The sequence below is a fragment of the Streptomyces sp. NBC_00353 genome, from assembly GCF_036108815.1.
Classification (GTDB): domain Bacteria; phylum Actinomycetota; class Actinomycetes; order Streptomycetales; family Streptomycetaceae; genus Streptomyces.
In genome coordinates this window covers 7,574,716-7,592,523 of record NZ_CP107985.1, presented here as the reverse complement: position 1 = coordinate 7,592,523, position 17,808 = coordinate 7,574,716, and the positions used below count along the sequence as shown (strand labels likewise).

At 69.3% G+C, this 17,808-nt stretch carries 19 protein-coding genes; 8 read left to right on the top strand and 11 right to left on the bottom strand.

All coding sequences use genetic code 11. The features are described from left to right. The first annotated feature begins 153 nt into the window (after window positions 1–153). Window positions 154–1,431 carry a phosphoserine phosphatase SerB gene (serB, locus tag OHA88_RS34250; RefSeq protein ID WP_328628347.1) on the top strand — a complete coding sequence of 426 codons (1,278 nt, stop codon included), beginning with the start codon at window positions 154–156 and terminating at the stop codon, window positions 1,429–1,431. Between the two features lie 88 nt (window positions 1,432–1,519). On the opposite strand, the gene OHA88_RS34245 is transcribed toward serB, so the two are convergent. The 4 genes from OHA88_RS34245 to OHA88_RS34230 all read right to left on the bottom strand — a co-directional run bounded on the left by OHA88_RS34245 (window position 1,520) and on the right by OHA88_RS34230 (window position 3,989). Further along, window positions 1,520–2,038 (bottom strand): SixA phosphatase family protein, encoded by a 519-nt coding sequence (locus OHA88_RS34245; RefSeq protein ID WP_030920180.1) that lies wholly within the window; start codon window positions 2,036–2,038, stop codon window positions 1,520–1,522. A gap of 74 nt (window positions 2,039–2,112) precedes the next feature. After that, window positions 2,113–2,319 (bottom strand): hypothetical protein, encoded by a 207-nt coding sequence (locus OHA88_RS34240; protein WP_326602903.1) that lies wholly within the window; start codon window positions 2,317–2,319, stop codon window positions 2,113–2,115. A gap of 210 nt (window positions 2,320–2,529) precedes the next feature. Beyond that, window positions 2,530–2,646 carry an SGM_5486 family transporter-associated protein gene (locus OHA88_RS34235; RefSeq protein WP_267005888.1) on the bottom strand — a complete coding sequence of 39 codons (117 nt, stop codon included), beginning with the start codon at window positions 2,644–2,646 and terminating at the stop codon, window positions 2,530–2,532. 17 nt (window positions 2,647–2,663) lie between these two features. After that, complete coding sequence (locus OHA88_RS34230) at window positions 2,664–3,989, bottom strand: CynX/NimT family MFS transporter (RefSeq protein ID WP_328628346.1); 1,326 nt, start codon at window positions 3,987–3,989, stop codon at window positions 2,664–2,666. A gap of 121 nt (window positions 3,990–4,110) precedes the next feature. Here OHA88_RS34230 and OHA88_RS34225 point away from each other — a divergent pair, with 121 nt between their 5' ends. Further along, entirely contained in the window at window positions 4,111–4,785 is a 675-nt protein-coding gene (locus OHA88_RS34225; RefSeq protein WP_328628345.1) for a FadR/GntR family transcriptional regulator, read from the top strand. A 36-nt stretch (window positions 4,786–4,821) separates the two neighbouring features. Here the strand turns inward: OHA88_RS34225 and OHA88_RS34220 are convergent, their stop codons facing one another. From OHA88_RS34220 to fabG, 3 genes are all read right to left on the bottom strand, one after another. Then, a complete protein-coding gene (locus tag OHA88_RS34220) occupies window positions 4,822–5,184 on the bottom strand; it encodes a hypothetical protein (protein WP_328628344.1) in 363 nt (120 codons plus the stop codon). A 168-nt stretch (window positions 5,185–5,352) separates the two neighbouring features. Then, entirely contained in the window at window positions 5,353–6,120 is a 768-nt protein-coding gene (gene fabI, locus OHA88_RS34215; RefSeq protein WP_267005884.1) for an enoyl-ACP reductase FabI, read from the bottom strand. A 5-nt stretch (window positions 6,121–6,125) separates the two neighbouring features. Then, window positions 6,126–6,845 (bottom strand): 3-oxoacyl-[acyl-carrier-protein] reductase, encoded by a 720-nt coding sequence (gene fabG / locus OHA88_RS34210; protein WP_328628343.1) that lies wholly within the window; start codon window positions 6,843–6,845, stop codon window positions 6,126–6,128. Window positions 6,846–7,084: 239 nt separating this feature from the next. Between fabG and OHA88_RS34205 the strand changes: the two genes are divergently transcribed. Genes OHA88_RS34205 through tyrS form a run of 3 tightly spaced genes read left to right on the top strand, consistent with a single transcriptional unit; the run spans window position 7,085 to window position 11,311 of the window. Beyond that, a complete protein-coding gene (locus tag OHA88_RS34205; protein ID WP_328628342.1) occupies window positions 7,085–8,608 on the top strand; it encodes a TldD/PmbA family protein in 1,524 nt (507 codons plus the stop codon). Further along, on the top strand, window positions 8,605–9,999 hold the full coding sequence (locus tag OHA88_RS34200; RefSeq protein ID WP_328628341.1) for a metallopeptidase TldD-related protein: 1,395 nt from the start codon (window positions 8,605–8,607) through the stop codon (window positions 9,997–9,999). The genes OHA88_RS34205 and OHA88_RS34200 overlap by 4 nt, the downstream gene beginning before the upstream one ends. Window positions 10,000–10,042: 43 nt before the next feature. Then, the gene (gene tyrS, locus OHA88_RS34195) at window positions 10,043–11,311 is read left to right on the top strand and encodes a tyrosine--tRNA ligase (RefSeq protein ID WP_328628340.1); all 1,269 of its coding nucleotides are present in this window, start codon (window positions 10,043–10,045) and stop codon (window positions 11,309–11,311) included. A gap of 87 nt (window positions 11,312–11,398) precedes the next feature. Here tyrS and OHA88_RS34190 read toward each other — a convergent pair whose 3' ends face one another. Beyond that, window positions 11,399–11,677 (bottom strand): GlsB/YeaQ/YmgE family stress response membrane protein, encoded by a 279-nt coding sequence (locus OHA88_RS34190; protein ID WP_326602910.1) that lies wholly within the window; start codon window positions 11,675–11,677, stop codon window positions 11,399–11,401. Between the two features lie 202 nt (window positions 11,678–11,879). Here OHA88_RS34190 and OHA88_RS34185 point away from each other — a divergent pair, with 202 nt between their 5' ends. After that, window positions 11,880–12,242 carry a DUF3099 domain-containing protein gene (locus tag OHA88_RS34185; protein ID WP_328628339.1) on the top strand — a complete coding sequence of 121 codons (363 nt, stop codon included), beginning with the start codon at window positions 11,880–11,882 and terminating at the stop codon, window positions 12,240–12,242. Between the two features lie 220 nt (window positions 12,243–12,462). Next, the gene (locus tag OHA88_RS34180; protein ID WP_328628338.1) at window positions 12,463–12,723 is read left to right on the top strand and encodes a hypothetical protein; all 261 of its coding nucleotides are present in this window, start codon (window positions 12,463–12,465) and stop codon (window positions 12,721–12,723) included. Between the two features lie 11 nt (window positions 12,724–12,734). Here the strand turns inward: OHA88_RS34180 and moaA are convergent, their stop codons facing one another. The 3 genes from moaA to OHA88_RS34165 form a co-directional block, all read right to left on the bottom strand. Further along, entirely contained in the window at window positions 12,735–13,724 is a 990-nt protein-coding gene (gene moaA, locus OHA88_RS34175) for a GTP 3',8-cyclase MoaA (protein WP_328628337.1), read from the bottom strand. Window positions 13,725–13,908: 184 nt separating this feature from the next. After that, entirely contained in the window at window positions 13,909–15,549 is a 1,641-nt protein-coding gene (locus OHA88_RS34170) for a solute symporter family protein (RefSeq protein ID WP_328628336.1), read from the bottom strand. Further along, window positions 15,546–15,911: a DUF485 domain-containing protein gene (locus OHA88_RS34165; RefSeq protein ID WP_328628335.1), complete on the bottom strand. Its 366-nt coding sequence runs from the start codon at window positions 15,909–15,911 to the stop codon at window positions 15,546–15,548. The genes OHA88_RS34170 and OHA88_RS34165 overlap by 4 nt, the downstream gene beginning before the upstream one ends. Window positions 15,912–16,199: 288 nt before the next feature. On the opposite strand from OHA88_RS34165, the gene OHA88_RS34160 reads away from it, so the two are divergent. Continuing rightward, window positions 16,200–17,735: a S8 family peptidase gene (locus OHA88_RS34160; protein WP_328628334.1), complete on the top strand. Its 1,536-nt coding sequence runs from the start codon at window positions 16,200–16,202 to the stop codon at window positions 17,733–17,735. The last annotated feature ends 73 nt before the right edge of the window (window positions 17,736–17,808 follow it).

Here is a 17,808-nt window from a genome sequence, read left to right as displayed (position 1 = left end):
GACCGCCGGGCGGGTGCGAGAACGCCAGGTGAAAGCTCCGTTCCCGGGCGCCGGACCGGCTTGGAAACGCGCCGGTCGGGAATCCCTTCCCGGTGTCCGGTCCGCGGGACGGGGCTTCGGGCGTGTGAGGCGGACCGATACGGTGGAGGCACCATGAGCGCATCTCAGCCCCCTCAGTCCTCCCCGTCTCCTGAGCCCCCTGAGGCCCCTGCGTCCCGTCAGGGCGCCGACACCCCCACCCTTCTCGTCAAGATCTTCGGGAAGGACCGTCCCGGCATCACCGCCGGGCTCTTCGACACGCTCGCCGCCTACGCGGTCGATGTCATCGATATCGAGCAGGTCGTCACCCGTGGCCGTATCGTCCTGTGCGCGCTGGTCACCGCTCCCACCGGTGGTACCGCCGCGGCCGGCACCACCGAGGGCGATCTGCGGGCGACCGTGCACAGCTGGGCCGAATCGCTGAAGCTGCAGGCCGAGATCATCTCCGGGACCGGTGACAACCGGCCGCGTGGTTACGGGCGCTCCCATGTGACCGTGCTCGGACACCCGCTGACCGCCGAGTCGACGGCAGCCATAGCGGCCACGATCACGTCGACGGGCGGCAACATCGACCGGATCTTCCGGCTGGCAAAGTACCCGGTCACGGCCGTCGAGTTCGCCGTGTCCGGCACCGCGACCGCGGAGCTGCGGACCGCGCTGGCCACCGAGGCCGCCGGGATCGGGGTCGATGTCGCCGTCGTTTCGGCCGGACTGAGCCGCCGTGCGCAGCGGCTGGTCGTCATGGATGTCGACTCGACGCTCATCCAGGACGAGGTCATCGAGCTGTTCGCGGCCCACGCCGGCTGTGAGGACAAGGTCGCCGAGGTGACCGCGCAGGCGATGCGCGGCGAGCTCGATTTCGAGCAGTCGCTGCACGCGCGGGTGGCGCTGCTGGCGGGGCTCGACGTGTCGGTGGTGGACAAGGTGCGCGCCGAGGTGCGACTGACGCCCGGCGCCCGCACGCTGATCCGTACGCTGAAGCGGCTCGGCTACCAAGTGGGCGTCGTCTCCGGCGGGTTCACCCAGGTCACCGACGACCTGAAGGAACGGCTCGGGCTCGACTTCGCCTCTGCCAACACTCTGGAAGTGGTCGACGGCAAGCTCACCGGCCGGGTCGTCGGCGACATCGTGGACCGGGCGGGCAAGGCCAGGCTGCTGCGCAGCTTCGCCGAGCAGGCCGGGGTGCCGCTTGCGCAGACCGTCGCGATCGGTGATGGCGCGAATGACCTGGACATGCTGAACACGGCCGGCCTCGGGGTCGCCTTCAACGCCAAGCCGCTCGTCCGCGAGGCCGCGCACACCGCGGTGAACGTGCCGTTCCTGGACACCGTGCTGTATCTGCTCGGGATCACCCGTGAGGAGGTCGAGGCCGCCGACGGTCTCGTCGACTGACCGACCGGCCCCGTACCTCGTGCACGGGACAGGCCCCGGCACCGACCATGCGTCCCGTGCCGGGGCCTTTCCGCGTACTGCGGCGTGATCAGTCGTTCGGCGTCCAGTATTCGACGAGCTTGCCCACCCCGTGCTCCACGCCCTTCCAGGAGCCGGAGAACTCGATCACCGCGAACGCGGCGGTCGGGAATCCGCCGCGGGTCATCCGGGCCATGGTCTCGCCCTCCGCCGAACCGGCCAGGGCGTCCGCGACGGCATGCATGCCGGGGTTGTGGCCGATGAGAAGCAGGTTCTGCACGTCGTCGGGGGTCTCGTTGAGCAGGGCGATCAGCTCGCCGAGGGAGGCCTCGTACAGCCGCTCCTCGTACACGGTCCTGGGCCGGTGAGGCATCTCGTGCACCGCCAGCTTCCAGGTCTCGCGCGTCCTGACGGCGGTCGAGCACAGGGCCAGATCGATGACGATGCCGGAGTCGACGAGTTTGCGGCCTGCCACGGGGGCATCCTTGCGGCCACGCTCCGCGAGCGGCCGCTCATGGTCGGAGTCCTGCGACCATTCCGCCTTTGCATGCCTGAGTAGGACGATCCTGCGAGGTGTATCGACGCTCATACACCTCAGCTTCGCACGAAATGAGCCGCCCGGCGCAGGGTGTTGGAGGGCTCCCCCACTGCGGGTGAACGGGGTCAGCGGGCCAGCAGGTCCACGATTCGCTCAAGCAGCTGACCGATCGCCGAGTCACCCGTCGCGGCGTGCGCCTCGCCGGATCCGGAGATCAGCAGCAGCAGTGCCGCGAACGCGACCGCGGGCAGCGCGACGGCCCACCACGGCAGCCTGACCTCGACACCGGCAGAGGCCGGGCGGGGGGATCGGGTGTAGGTACGGGCCGCCATGTCCGCCTCCGTGGGCCATCGGTTCTGATACTCAGAACTTACGGATGCGGGGGTACCGGTCCCATCCGGTGACCCACCCACTTCACCCTGACCCTGGCCCCCTAGGGGATGGTGGTGCTAGCCCCACCATCGGCCCCGGTGGCGGAACGCGCGAGGAGTGCAGGCCGGGAGGGGAGGCGGCGGCGCGGTCCGAGGCGTCGGAGAGAGGCGTCAGGGGGAGGCGACCGAGGCGATCACTCCGATGATCACCGTGATCAGGAGCATCGCCCCGAGCACGAGAAGAAGCTTCTTCTGACCGTTCTGGGGATTCGGATCGAGAACTGGCATGGGCCCAGTCTCGCATCTCAGCATTCGTCCTCGATCGTCCGGTCCCGCCCTGCCAGGATCCCCGCCACCATCTGCGGCACCATCAGGCCCGCCATCAGCGCGATCGGCAGTCCCCAGCCGCCGCTGTGCTGGTAGAGCACGCCTACGAGCAGCGGACCGGGGATCGAGATCAGATAGCCGGTGGACTGGGCGAACGCGGACAGCCGGACCACTCCGGCGCCGCTGCGGGACCGCATGCCGATCATGGTGAGGGCGAGCGGGAAGGCACAGTTGGCGATGCCGAGGAGCACAGCCCAGGCCCAGGCGCCGCCGGCCGGTGCGAGGTAGAGGCCCGCGTAGCCGACGAGGCCGCAGGCGCAGAGGAAGACGACGATCGGGCCCTGGTTCCTCATCCGGGCGGCGACCCGCGGGATGACGAAGGCGAGCGGCACGCCCATGGCCATGGTCACGGCGAGCAGGACGCCCGCCGTGCCCGCCGAGACCCCGGCGTCGCGGAAGATCTGCGGCATCCACCCCATGGCGATGTACGCGGCGGTGGCCTGCAGGCCGAAGAAGCAGGCGAGGCCCCAGGCGGTGCGGCTGCGGGTGATCCGCAGCGCCGGGGCATCCGTGTGCTGCCGGGCGGTGGCCTGTCCGGGGGCGCCGCGGCTGTCCCGCAACAGCGGGATCCAGGGCAGCACCGCGGCGACGGCGAGCACGGCCCAGATTCCGAGGCCGGCCTTCCAACTGCCACCGAGCGCATCGGTCATGGGCACGGTGACGGCTGCGGCGAGCGCGGTGCCGAGGGCCAGCGCCATCGAGTAGAGGCCGGTCATGGAGCCGACCCGGTCCGGGAACCAGCGCTTGACGATCACCGGCATCAGGATGTTGCTGACGGCTATGCCCATGAGGGCGAGTGCGCTGGCGGCGAGGAAGCCGGCCGTGGAGCCGACGAACGGCCGGATCACCAGACCGGCCGCGATGGCGACCATGCCGGCGCAGACGACCGCACCGGGGCCGAAGCGGCGGGCGAGGCGCGGCGCCATGATGCCGAAGACCGCGAAACAGAGCGGCGGCACGGAGGTGAGGACACCGGCGACGCTGCCGCTCATGTGCAGCCCGTCCCGTACCTCTTCGAGCAGGGCGCCGAGGCTGGTGATGGCGGGGCGGAGGTTGAGCGCGGTGAGGACGAGACCGACGGCGACCAGACGGAGCACCCAGGGGGCGGGGCCGGCCGGGCCGGACGTGGTCTGCGCGGTCTGCGGTGCCGGGGAGTCCGTGGCGGAGGCCGTCGCCGTGCCGGTGTGCGGGCTCTGGGTCCGGGTCGAGGTCCGGGTCTGGGGATGGGTCTCGTCTTCGGGCATGAGGTCCATCATAGAATCATGGGATGATTGATTGTCCACTCGTCCGAGAGCCTTCGGAAACCTCCGAGAAATCCGGGAACCGGAGAATCCGGAAGCCCCGAGGATCCGAGCAAGGAGCATCATGGCTTTGACGTCCCCGCGGCGGTCGGCACTCGCCGACCAGGTGATCGCACAGCTGAGGAATCAGATCACCTCGGGCGAGTGGCCCGTCGGTTCGCGGATTCCGACCGAACCCGAACTGGTGGAACAGCTGGGGGTGGCCCGTAACACCGTCCGCGAGGCGGTGCGCGCGCTCGCGCACAACGGGCTGCTGGACATCCGGCAGGGGTCGGGCACGTACGTCGTCGCCACCAGCGAGCTGGCCGGAGTGATGCACCGCCGGTTCGCGTCCGCCGACCCGCGCCATGTCGCCGAGCTGCGGTCGACGCTGGAGTCGTCAGCGGCCCGGCTGGCGGCCGCCCGGCGCACCGAGCGGGATCTGAAGCAACTGGACGCGCTCATGGCGCGTCGCGAGGAGACCTGGGCCGCGGGTGACGCCGAGGCGTTCGTGGCCGCGGATGCGACGCTGCACCTGGCCGTGGTCGCCGCCTCGCACAATGACGTGCTGACGGGCCTCTACGCCGACCTGGGGGATCTGCTGCGCGACTATCTGCGGGTCGATGTCGGGCACGAGCTACGGCCGGAGAACCACATGGACTACGCGCGGCTGGTCGAGGCGATCCGGGCCGGTGACGCGGAGACAGCGGCCGCCGAGGCCGCGAGTCATGCGCTCAGCTGCCTGGTGGACCGGGTCTGACCCGAATGCTCCGCAAGGGCCGGAAGAGGGGTTCACCTAGGTCCGTTGGTGGGTGATCCAGACGGAGGCGACCTCCTTCCAGCAGCGGTCGTCGAGCCGTACCGTCTGTCCGGGGGCGACGTCGACGGGTATGCCGTCCGCGTCTATGTCCCACCAGCGGTCGCATTCGGTGTGCAGTTGTACCCGGTCGTTGGTCGGGTACGGGTTGTGGCAGTAGGCGACCACCCAGGAGCCCTGGACCGACGTACGGCAGTCGGCGCCGTGCGGGTCCGGGAGGGGGGCGGTCGGCGCGGACGCCCCGGGCCACCCCAGGCCGGATATGCCGATGGGGACGACGACTGCGGCGACGGCGACCGAGGCCGCAAGCAGGGCCCAGGTTCGGCGACGTATGGGGCGCACAGCGACCTCCTCCCCGCAGCCTGACCAAAAGTCCGGTTCCACCACATTCTGCGGTGCATCGACCATCTTTTCGACTTGAGCGGCGAGCGGCCGGGCGGGGACGCACGACAGCCGCGCACCATCTGCTCGGAGGTGGTACGCGGCCGTTTCGTACAGGGCTCTACGAGGTCAGGCACCCATCATGTGCACGCCACCGTCGACGTGGATGATCTCGCCCGTGGTCTTCGGGAAGAAGTCCGAGAGCAGCGCGACGACGCCGCGGCCGGCCGGCTCCGGGTCGGCCATGTTCCAGGAGAGCGGGGAGCGGGTGTTCCAGACGTCCGCGAGCTCCGAGAAGCCCGGGATGGACTTGGCGGCCATCGAGCCGATCGGGCCCGCAGAGATCAGGTTGCAGCGGATGTCGTCCTTGCCCAGGTCGCGGGCGAGGTAACGAGAGGTGGCCTCCAGGGCGGCCTTGGCCGGACCCATCCAGTCGTACTGCGGCCAGGCGAACTGTGCGTCGAAGGTGAGGCCGACGATCGAGCCGCCCTCGCTCATCAGCGGCTTGCAGGCCATGGCGAGCGACTTCAGCGAGAACGCCGAGACGTGCATCGCGGTGGCGACGGACTCGAACGGGGTGTTGAGGAAGTTGCCGCCGAGCGCGTCCTGCGGCGCGAAGCCGATGGAGTGGACGACGCCGTCCAGCGAACCGAGCTCCTCACGGACCAGGCCTTCGAGCCGGTCCAGGTGCTCGGTGTTGGTCACGTCCAGCTCGATGACCTTGGCGGGCTTGGGCAGCTTCTTGGCGATGCGCTCCGTCAGCGTGGGCCGGGGGAAGGCGGTCAGGATGACTTCGGCACCCTGCTCCTGGGCCACCTTGGCGGTGTGGAAGGCGATGGACGACTCCATCAGCACACCCGTGATGAGGATGCGCTTGCCGTCGAGAATTCCGATCATGGTGGTCAGTGACCCATGCCCAATCCGCCGTCAACGGGGATGACGGCTCCAGTGATGTACGACGCGTCGTCGGAGGCGAGGAAGCGCACCGCGGCGGCGATCTCCTCGGGCCGCGCGTAGCGGGCCAGCGGCACCTGGGCGACGATGCCCTTGCGCTGCTCCTCGGTGAGCACCTGGGTCATGTCGGTGTCGACAAAACCGGGCGCGACGACGTTGAAAGTGATGTTCCGCGAGCCGAGCTCGCGCGCCAGCGACCGGGCGAAGCCGACCAGACCGGCCTTGGAGGCGGCGTAGTTGGCCTGCCCCGCCGAGCCGAGGAGACCGACGACGGAGGAGATGAGGACGACGCGGCCCTTCTTGGCGCGCAGCATGCCGCGGTTGGCGCGCTTGACGACCCGGAAGGTGCCGGTGAGGTTGGTGTCGAGTACGGACGTGAAGTCCTCCTCGGACATCCGCATCAGCAACTGGTCCTTGGTGATACCGGCGTTGGCCACCAGAACCTCGACCGGACCGTGCTTCTCCTCGATCTCCTTGTAGGCCTGCTCCACCTGCTCGCTGTCGGTGATGTCGCACCGGACGGCCAGAACGCCCGCCTCGGTGAGGGCCTGGGGCGGCTCGCCCGAGCGGTACGTGATCGCGACCTTGTCGCCGTTGTCGGCGAAAGCGCGGGCGATGGCGAGGCCGATGCCCCGGTTTCCTCCGGTGACGAGAACCGAGCGGCTCAACGGATCACCCTTTCGATAGCGGTCTGGTACCTCGAAAACCTATCGGTACCAGGTGCTCCACGGGGAATCGGCCCCTGACAGTGGCTTCCGCGAGGCACTGTGGGGTTCCTACAGTGCCTCGCCCCGCGCCGCCGGAACCGCCGCGGAAAAATACGGGAAAAACAGAGGCCCCTGACGGGCTCGCACCGCATGATTCACTGCGGAGACACATCGCACAGGTCGAGAAGGGGAAAGCCGACGTGCCCCATGAGGTAGATCAGTCATTCCTGGCCCTGCCGCTACGGGCCCTCGCCGACGCGGCGCTGGCCCGGGCCCGCGCGCTGGGCGCCGTCCATGCGGACTTCCGCTTCGAGCGGGTGCGCAGTGCGTCCTGGCGGTTGCGGGACGCCCGGCCCTCGGGGACCTCGGACACCACCGACCTCGGGTACGCGGTGCGGGTGGTGCACGGTGGGGCGTGGGGGTTCGCGTCCGGGGTCGATCTGACCATGGACGCCGCGGCGAAGGTCGCGTCCCAGGCGGTCGCCATGGCGAAGCTCTCGGCGAAGGTGATCGCGGCGGCGGGCTCGGACGAGCGCGTGGAGCTGGCGGACGAGCCGGTGCACGGCGAGCGGACCTGGGTGTCGGCGTACGACGTCGACCCGTTCTCCGTACCCGACGAGGAGAAGGCGGGGCTGCTGGCCGAGTGGAGCAGCCGGCTCCTCGGCGCGGAGGGTGTCGCACATGTGGACGCCTCGCTCATGACCGTCCACGAGAACAAGTTCTACGCGGACACGGCGGGCACCGTCACCACTCAGCAGCGGGTGCGGCTGCATCCGCAGTTCACCGCCGTCGCCGTGGACGGGACGACCGGTGAGTTCGACTCGATGCGGACCATCGCGCCGCCGGTGGGCCGCGGCTGGGAGTACCTCACGGGCACCGGCTGGGACTGGGACTCCGAGCTGGAGCAGATCCCGGGGCTGCTCGCCGAGAAGATGCGGGCGCCGAGCGTCGAGGCGGGGAGGTACGACCTGGTCGTCGACCCGTCGAATCTCTGGCTGACGATCCACGAGTCGATCGGGCATGCCACCGAGCTGGACCGGGCGCTGGGTTACGAGGCGGCGTACGCCGGGACCTCGTTCGCCACCTTCGACCAGCTGGGCAAGCTGGCGTACGGCTCGCCGGTGATGAATGTGACGGGCGACCGCACCGCCGAGCACGGGCTAGCGACCATCGGGTACGACGACGAGGGTGTCGAGGGCCAGTCCTGGGACCTGATCAAGGACGGGACGCTGGTCGGCTACCAGCTCGACCGGAGAATTGCGAAGCTGACGGGCCTCGGCCGGTCCAACGGGTGTGCGTACGCCGATTCGCCGGGCCATGTCCCCGTACAGCGGATGGCGAACGTGTCGCTGCAGCCGGATCCGGGCGGACTGTCCACGGAGGATCTGATCGGCGGGGTGGAGCGCGGCATCTATGTGGTCGGCGACCGGTCCTGGTCGATCGACATGCAGCGCTACAACTTCCAGTTCACCGGGCAGAGGTTCTTCCGCATCGAGAACGGCGAGCTCGCCGGTCAGCTGCGCGATGTCGCGTACCAGGCGACGACGACGGACTTCTGGGGCTCGATGGAGAAGGTCGGCGGCCCGCAGACGTACGTCCTGGGCGGCGCCTTCAACTGCGGCAAGGCCCAGCCGGGCCAGGTCGCGGCCGTCTCGCACGGCTGCCCCTCCGCCCTCTTCCGAGGCGTGAACATCCTCAACACGACGCAGGAGGCGGGCCGATGAGCCGCGTCAGCAAGCCGTACGAGATCGTCGAGCGCGCGCTCGAACTGTCCACCGCCGACGGCTGTGTGGTCATCGCCGACGAGGACTCCTCCGCCAATCTGCGCTGGGCGGGCAACGCGCTCACCACGAACGGGGTGACCCGGGGCCGGACCCTGACGGTCATCGCGACGGTCGACGGCGCCGAGGGCGCGGCGTCCGGTGTGGTGTCCCGTTCCGCAGTCACCGCCGACGACCTGGAGCCGCTGGTGCGGGCCGCCGAGGCCGCCGCGCGCGGGGCCGGGCCCGCCGAGGACGCGCAGCCGCTGGTCACCGGCGTGCCCTCGTCCCCTGATTTCACGGATGCCCCGGCCGAGACGGGTTCCGAGGTGTTCGCGGAGTTCGCCCCGGCTCTCGGTGAGGCCTTCGCCCGCGCCCGGGCCGGCGGCCGCGAGCTGTACGGCTTCGCGCACCACCAGCTGACGTCGACGTATCTGGGCACGTCGACGGGGCTGCGGCTGCGCCACGACCAGCCGAACGGAACGCTGGAGCTGAACGCCAAGTCCCCCGACCGCTCGCGTTCGGCCTGGGCCGGCCGGGCCACCCGGGACTTCAAGGACGTCGACCCGGCCGAGCTGGACGCGGAGCTGGCACAGCGGCTGGGCTGGGCGGAGCGTCGTATCGAGCTGCCCGCCGGGCGGTACGAGACGCTGCTGCCGCCCACCGCCGTGGCCGATCTGCTGATCTACCAGCTGTGGTCGTCGACGGCCCGGGACGCCGCCGAGGGCCGGACGGTCTTCTCCAAGCCGGGGGGTGGCACCCGGCTCGGCGAGACGCTGTCCGAGCTGCCGCTGACCCTGCGCAGCGACCCGAACGCCCCCGGGCTCGAGTCCGCTCCGTTCGTGATCGCCCACTCCTCCGGGGACAGCGCTTCCGTCTTCGACAACGGGCTTCCGCTGTCGTCGACCGACTGGATCCGGGACGGCCGGCTGGACCGTCTGACGACCACCCGGCACACGGCCGGACTGACCGGGCTGCCGGTGGCTCCGGCGATCGACAACCTGCTGCTCGACGGCGGTGGTGAGCGGTCGCTGGACGAGATGGTGGCGGCGACGACCGGCCGGGCCCTGCTGCTGACCTGCCTCTGGTACATCCGGGAGGTCGATCCGGCGACGCTGCTGCTGACCGGGCTCACCCGGGACGGGGTGTATCTGGTGGAGGACGGCGAGGTGGTCGGCGAGGTGAACAACTTCCGGTTCAACGAGTCGCCGGTCGATCTTCTGTCGCGGGCCGTCGAGGCGGGCCGTACCGAGAAGACGCTGCCGCGCGAGTGGGGCGACTGGTTCACCCGGGCCGCGATGCCGGCGCTGCGGATCCCGGACTTCAATATGAGTTCGGTGAGCCAGGGCGTATAACCTCGGAGGAGTCTGTAAGCACATCCAAGGAGACACGAGAACCGTGACGGACATCGTCGACGAACTGCAGTGGCGTGGGCTGATCGCCCTGTCCACTGACGAGGACGCATTGCGCAAGGCGTTCGCGGACGGTCCCGTCACGTTCTATTGCGGCTTCGACCCGACCGCGCCCAGCCTGCACCTCGGCAATCTGGTCCAGATCCTCACCATGCGCCGGATCCAGCTGGCCGGGAACCGGCCGTTGGGTCTGGTCGGCGGTGCAACGGGGCTGATCGGCGACCCGAAGCCGAATGCGGAGCGCACGCTCAACGACCCCGAGGTCGTCGCCGCCTGGGTGCAGCGGCTGCGCGGGCAGATCGAGCGGTTCCTCGACTTCGAGGGCCCGAACGCCGCGACCATGGTCAACAACCTGGACTGGACGTCGGGCCTGTCGGCCATCGACTTCCTGCGCGACGTCGGCAAGTACTTCCGGGTCAACAAGATGATCGCGAAGGAGGCCGTCTCGCGGCGGCTCAACTCCGACGCGGGCATCAGCTACACCGAGTTCAGCTACCAGATCCTGCAGGGCATGGACTACCTGGAGCTCAACCGTCGGTACGGGTGCACGCTGCAGACCGGCGGCAGCGACCAGTGGGGCAATCTGACCGCGGGCACCGATCTGATCCACCGGGTCGAGCCCGAGTCCGCTGCACACGCGCTGGCGACGCCATTGATCACAAAGGCGGACGGCACGAAGTTCGGCAAGACGGAGTCGGGCACGGTCTGGCTCGACGCCGAGCGGACCACTCCGTACGCCTTCTTCCAGTTCTGGTTGAACGCCGATGACCGGGACATCTCGAAATTCCTGCGGATCTTCAGCTTCAAGTCCCGCGAGGAGATCGAGGAGCTGGAGAAGCTGACCGAGGAGCGCCCGCAGGCGCGCGCCGCTCAGCGGGCGCTGGCGGAGGAGCTGACGACGATGGTGCACGGCGCCGAGCAGTGCGCCGCTGTCACCGCGGCCTCGAAGGCGCTGTTCGGCCAGGGTGAGCTGGGCGATCTGGACGAGGCCACGCTGAGCGCGGCGCTCTCCGAGGTGCCGCACGCCGAGGTCACCGAGCTGGGCCCGCTGGTGGACCTCCTGGTGGAGGTCGGTCTGGCGCCGAGCAAGTCGGGGGCCCGCCGTACGGTCAAGGAGGGCGGCGCCTACGTGAACAACGTCAAGGTCGTGGACGGCGAGGCCGCACCGGCCCGCGAGGAGCTGCTGCACGGGCGCTGGCTGGTGCTGCGCCGGGGCAAGAAGAACCTCGCGGCCATCGAGGTCACGGCCGGCTGACCGGCAGCGGACGACACACGGCGGCCGGGCACGCGACATGCGTGCCCGGCCGTCGCCGCGTCGGACGTCCTGCGGCCGCGCCTGCACTCAGGCCTTCTGCTTTCTGGTACCGCGCATCGATGTCCAGAGCATGTCGCCGACACCGACGATGACCACGGCGCCGATCAGCTGCAGCAGATGGCGCGTCCAGTCGATGCCCCTGGTCTCGTTGACGCCGATCCACGTCGCGACGGCGTTGCCGATGACGCTGCCGATGATGCCGAAAATGGTTGTCAGCCAGAGTGGGATCTGCTGCTTTCCCGGCAGGATCGCCTTCGCGATCAGGCCGAGGACCAGACCCACGATGATTGCCCACAGCCAACTCATGTCGCCTCCTGGTGCGGCGCGGTGTCGCGCATGTGCGCAAGTCTTGGCGCACAGGCCGTACGACGCATGTCGGACAGGTCCATACGTGCCATGACTGTGCTGATGTGCGCGAATACTGCGTGCCCCGGTCTCGATGCCTCCGGATGCCGGGCGTACCGTGGAACGGCTCGTGAAGAGCCAGGGGAAGGGTGACGGGAACGTGATGCGGAAGCAGAGTGGTGCGGAGGTCTTCCGGATCACGGGAGCCCGGCAGAGCCTCGCGGACGATGTCCGCGGCAGGCAGCGACGCTATGTGATCTCGATGTCCGTACGGACGGTTTCGGTGATCCTGGCCGCCGTGCTGTGGAACATCGAGAAGCCTGTGGCCATTGTGGCGCTCGCGCTGGGTGCGCTGCTCCCGTACGTCGCCGTGGTCATCGCCAACGCAGGCCGGGAGAACACTCCTTCGCTGCCCTCGACCTTCGTGCCGCCGCCCGCCAGGCCGGCACTCGAGGCCGCCCCGCAGACCGGTCCGGCGGACTCCGACCGGGCCCGTAGCGCCCCGGATCCGCATGAGCACAGCTGAGCTGACGGCACGCCGAATCCTCAAGAAAAGCTCAGATCAATCATGAAGTTCAGGTGCACCGCACCCCGGTCCGCGTGACATACTTCCTACGCGCTCCGCATCCCCCGTCGGAGCGACAGACCGACGCCGGGCAGCTCCCCCCGTGGCTGCTCGGCGTCGTTTTTCTCCGGCAGGGGATACGTCAGTGGGCCGACCCCGCGGCTGGCCTAGGGTTGAGTCCGTGAACTTCCCGGACTCCCCCGAAAATGCCGCCGAGAGCGCTGCTTCCGCCGCACCGATCTGTTCCGCCAAGGGCTGCCGTGCGGCCGCCGTATGGGTGCTGGCCTGGAACAACCCGAAGCTGCACACCCCGGAGCGCCGTAAGACCTGGCTGGCCTGCGACGAGCACCGGGAACATCTCTCCTCGTTCCTGGGGGTGCGCGGTTTTCTGAAGGATGTCGTGACGCTGGCGGAGTGGGAGTCCTCGGCCGCCGGGGACTGACACCCGTCCTCCTAGCCGCCGATCGCCGACATCGGGCGGTCGGGCTGCAGGAAGGACGGGTCGTCCAGACCGGATCCGGCCTTCTTTCCCCACATCGCGAGCCGCCAGATCCGGGCGATCTCCTTGTCCGGGGCCTCGGAGCGCAGCGCGCCGCGCAGATCGGTCTCCTCGCGGGCGAACAGGCAGGTCCGCACCTGGCCGTCGGCGGTGAGCCGGGTGCGGTCGCAGGCCCGGCAGAACGGGCGGGTGACGGAGGCGATGACACCGACCCGGTGGGGTCCACCGTCGACGAGCCAGCGCTCGGCGGGTGCTGAGCCGCGCTCGCCGTCGCCCTCGGCGGTGAGCGTGAAGCGCGTGCGCAGGGAGGTGAGTATGTCGCCTGCCGTGATCATGCCGTCGCGCTTCCAGCCGTGCTGGGCGTCGAGCGGCATCTGCTCGATGAAGCGGAGCTCGTATCCGTGTTCCACGGCCCAGGCGAGCAGGTCGGGGGCTTCGTCGGCGTTGAGTCCGGGCATCAGGACGGTGTTGACCTTGACCGGGGTGAGGCCGGCGTCGCGGGCGGCTTCGAGGCCTGCCAGCACGTCGTGGTGACGGTCGCGGCGGGTGAGGGTCTTGAAGACGTCGGGGCGCAGGGTGTCCAGCGAGACGTTGACCCGGTCGAGGCCGGCGGCCTTGAGGGCGGCCGCCGTGCGCTTCAGCCCGATGCCGTTGGTGGTGAGCGACATCTTCGGCCGGGGGGTCAGAGCCGCGCACTGTTCGACGATGGAGACGAGGCCCGGGCGCAGCAGCGGCTCACCGCCGGTGAAGCGGACTTCGTTGATTCCGAGCTGGGTCACCGCGATACGGACGAGCCGGACGATCTCGTCGTCGCTGAGCAGGTCCGGCTTGGCCAGCCACTGCAGGCCTTCTTCGGGCATGCAGTACGTGCACCGCAGATTGCAGCGGTCGGTCAGGGAAACGCGCAGGTCGGTGGCGACCCGATCGTAGGTGTCGATGAGCATGGTGGGCCCCCTCCCCCGGTGGATCCCCGGTTGCGGATCTGACTCCCCCGAGACTACGCGACACCTGTGACAGAGAGGTGGCCCGTTTGACACGAGGGGCGGCACGGCCGCGTCGTAGGACTCTACGACGCGGCCGCGGGATCCGCGCGGTGCGTGACGCGAACTCCTCGGTCGATTCCTCCCGTCAGTGGGCGCCGACGCCGGTGAGGGACTTGACCTCCAGCTCGGCGTACTTGCCCTTGTCCGGCTCCTCCTTCGAGAGCAGGGAGCCGAGCCAGCCGAGCAGGAAGCCCAGCGGAATGGAGATGAGACCCGGGTTCTCCAGCGGGAACCAGGCGAAGTCTGCGCCGGGGAACATCGACGTGGGCTTGGAGGAGACGACCGGGGAGAACAGCACCAGCAGGACGGACGAGGCCAGGCCGCCGTAGATCGACCAGAGGGCGCCCTGGGTGGTGAACCGCTTCCAGAACAGGCTGTACAGGATGGTCGGCAGGTTCGCCGAGGCGGCCACCGCGAAGGCGAGGGCGACCAGTCCGGCCACGTTCAGATCGCGGGCGAGGGCGCCGAGACCGATGGAGACGATGCCGATGGCGACGGTCGCCCACTTGGCCGCGCGGACCTCCTCCTTCTCGGTTGCCCTGCCCTTGCGGATGACGTTGGCGTAGATGTCGTGCGCGAACGACGACGAGGACGCCAGGGTCAGGCCGGCGACGACGGCCAGGATGGTGGCGAAGGCCACCGCGGAGATGACGGCGAGCAGGATGGCACCGCCGGTGGAACCGGAGCCGCCGCCGATCTCCAGTGCGGCCAGCGGGGCCGCCGTGTTGCCCGCCTTGTTCGAGGCGATGATGTCGCCGGGCTTGAGGATCGCCGCAGCGCCGAAGCCGAGCACGATCGTCATCAGGTAGAAGGCGCCGATGATGCCGATGGCCCAGTTCACCGACTTACGGGCGGCCTTGGCAGTCGGCACGGTGTAGAAGCGGATCAGGATGTGCGGGAGTCCGGCGGTGCCGAGGACCAGGGCGATGCCGAGCGAGATGAAGTCCAGCTTCGAGGTGCTGGTGGCGCCGTACTTGAGACCGGGCTCCAGGAACGCCTTGCCCTTGCCGCTGTTCTCCGCCGCGCTGCCGAGCAGGTCGGAGATGTTGAAGTGGAACTTCAGCAGGATCAGGAAGGTGATGAGCACGGTGCCCGCGATGAGCAGGACGGCCTTGACCATCTGCACCCAGGTGGTGCCCTTCATGCCGCCGATGGTGACGTACACGATCATCAGCAGACCGACCAGGGCGACGATGGCGATCTTGCCGCCGTCGCTGGTGATGCCGAGCAGCAGCGAGACGAGCACACCGGCGCCCGCCATCTGCGCGAGCAGATAGAAGATCGAGACGACGATGGTGGAGGCGCCCGCCGCGGTACGGACGGGGCGCTGGCGCATCCGGTACGCGAGGACGTCGCCCATCGTGTAGCGGCCGGAGTTCCGCAGCGGTTCCGCAACCAGCAGCAGCGCGACGAGCCAGGCGACGAGGAAGCCGATGGAGTACAGGAAGCCGTCGTAGCCGAAGAGCGCGATGGCGCCCGCGATGCCGAGGAACGATGCGGCGGACATGTAGTCGCCGGAGACCGCGAGGCCGTTCTGGAAGCCGGTGAACTGGCGGCCTCCCGCGTAGAAGTCGGCGGCGTCCTTGGTCTGCCGGCCCGCCCACACGGTGATGAACAGGGTCGCGACGACGAAGCAGGCGAACAGCGTGATGATCAGCGGCCGGTGCTCGCTCGCGCCTTCGGCGGCGAGCTGGACGGTGGGGTACGCGGCGTGGGCGGCGCTCATGCGTCGGCCTCCATACGGGACTTGATCGCGGCGGCCTTCGGGTCCAGCTTCGCGGCGGCGTGGCGGGAGTAGAGCCAGGCGATGAGGAACGTGGTGACGAACTGGGCGAGACCGAAGACGAGCGCCACGTTGACGTTGCCGAACAACTTGGTGCCCATGAAACCGCCCGCGTAGTTCGACAGGAGCACGTAGAGCAGGTACCAGAGGACGAAGGCGATGGTCAGGGGGAAGGCGAACGAACGGTGCGCGTGGCGCAGTTCGGCGAACTCCGCGCTCTCCTGGACCTCGACGAACTCCTCGGTCGTGGGCTGGGCAGGGCCGGTGTCAGGAATGGCCTTGGGCGGCGATGCATCGGTAGCCACGGAATCTCCTCGCGATGCGGATGCGGTGGTGGGGACGGTGGATTTCACAGGAAGACCTCGGTGTCGGGGGGTCGGTGGTGCGCCTCCCCTGACAACGGCACGGAGAGAACGGCGAAGTGGTTCACCGCGGTTTGCCTGTTCTTGAACTCATCCGTTCGGACCGACCTCCGAACGGAGTTCCGTCAACTCATTGATGAGCCGGGATGATCAGCGATAGCTTCGCTCTTCATGTACACGGCCGAACACACCCCGTGTCCGGCCGACTGGCACGGATGATGTGGAGACCCCATGGCTCATCTGGGATCCAGACGGACGCGCGCACTGGCGCTGCCTGTCGGACTGGCCCTCACGGCCTCGCTCGGCTTCCTGCCGACGAGTGCCGCATCCGCCGCCCCGTCGGACGGACTGCCCACGGCGGCGGTCTCGACGGACGGCCCGAAGCTGTCGTACGTCGTCAACACCCGTGGCGGTCACGGCACCGTCAAGCAGGTGAAGAAGGCGATAGCCCGGGCCGGTGGCACGGTGGTGATCGCCTACGAGCAGATCGGTGTCATCGTCGTCCACTCGCAGAACCCGGACTTCGCCGCGTCGATCCGCCGGGTCAAGGGCGTGGAGTCGGCGGGTGCCACCCGCACCAACCCCATCGTTCCGCAGGCCACCAAGGACATCGGGGTGGAGCAGCCGCTCTCCGCCGAGCAGGCACAGGCCGCGTCCGCGAACGCGACGGCCGGCCAGGACCCGCTGGAACCCCTCCAGTGGGACCTGCCCGCCATCAAGGCGGACAAGGCGCACGAGGTGTCGCTGGGCAGCAGCAAGGTCACGGTCGCGGTCATCGACACGGGTGTCGACGACACGCACCCGGACCTGGCACCGAACTTCGACCGCCAGGCGTCGGCGAACTGTGTGACCGGCGCGCCCGACACGACGGACGGCTCCTGGCGCCCGAAGGCCGGCGAGAGCGACCACGGCACGCATGTCGCGGGCACCATCGCCGCCGCGAAGAACGGCATCGGCGTGACCGGCGTCGCGCCGGGCGTGAAGGTGGCGGGCATCAAGGTGGCGACCCCGAGCGGGTTCTTCTACACCGAGGCCGTCGTCTGCGGTTTCGTCTGGGCCGCCGAGCACGGCGTCGATGTCACGAACAACAGTTATTACACCGACCCTTGGCTGTACAACTGCAAGAACGACCCCGACCAGGGCGCCCTGGTGGAAGCGGTCACCCGCGCCAGCCAGTATGCGGAGCGCAAGGGCACGGTCAACGTCGCCGCGGCCGGCAACAGCAGCGAGGACCTGGCCGCCGACACGCTGGAGGACTCGACCAGCCCGAACGACACCACGCCGGTGACCCGGACGATCGACCCGCGGGAGTGCCTCGACATCCCGACGATGCTGCCGGGTGTCGTCACGGTCTCCGCGACCGGCGCCAAGGGCCTGAAGGCCTCGTACTCCAACTACGGTGACGGAGTCATCGATGTGGCCGCCCCGGGCGGCGACTCGACGGTCTACCAGACGCCCGCACCGCCGGCCACGAGCGGTCTGATCCTGTCGACGCTGCCGGGCGGCAAGTACGGCTACAAGGCCGGTACGTCGATGGCCTCCCCGCATGTCGCGGGTGTGGTGGCCCTGATCAAGTCGTCGCACCCGCACGCCTCGGCGGCTGCGGTGAAGGCGCTGCTGGTGAACGAGGCGGACGCCACCGCGTGCGGCGACCCGTACGACATCAACGGCGACGGCAAGATCGACGCCGTCTGCGAGGGCCCCAGGAACCACAACGGCTTCTACGGTGCCGGTGTGGTGGACGCGCTGGACGCGGTCCGCAGGTAGTCACCACGCGTATCGGGGGAAGGGCCGGGGCGACTGTCCTCGGCCCTTCCCTCGTACTGCGGTGGCACTGGGT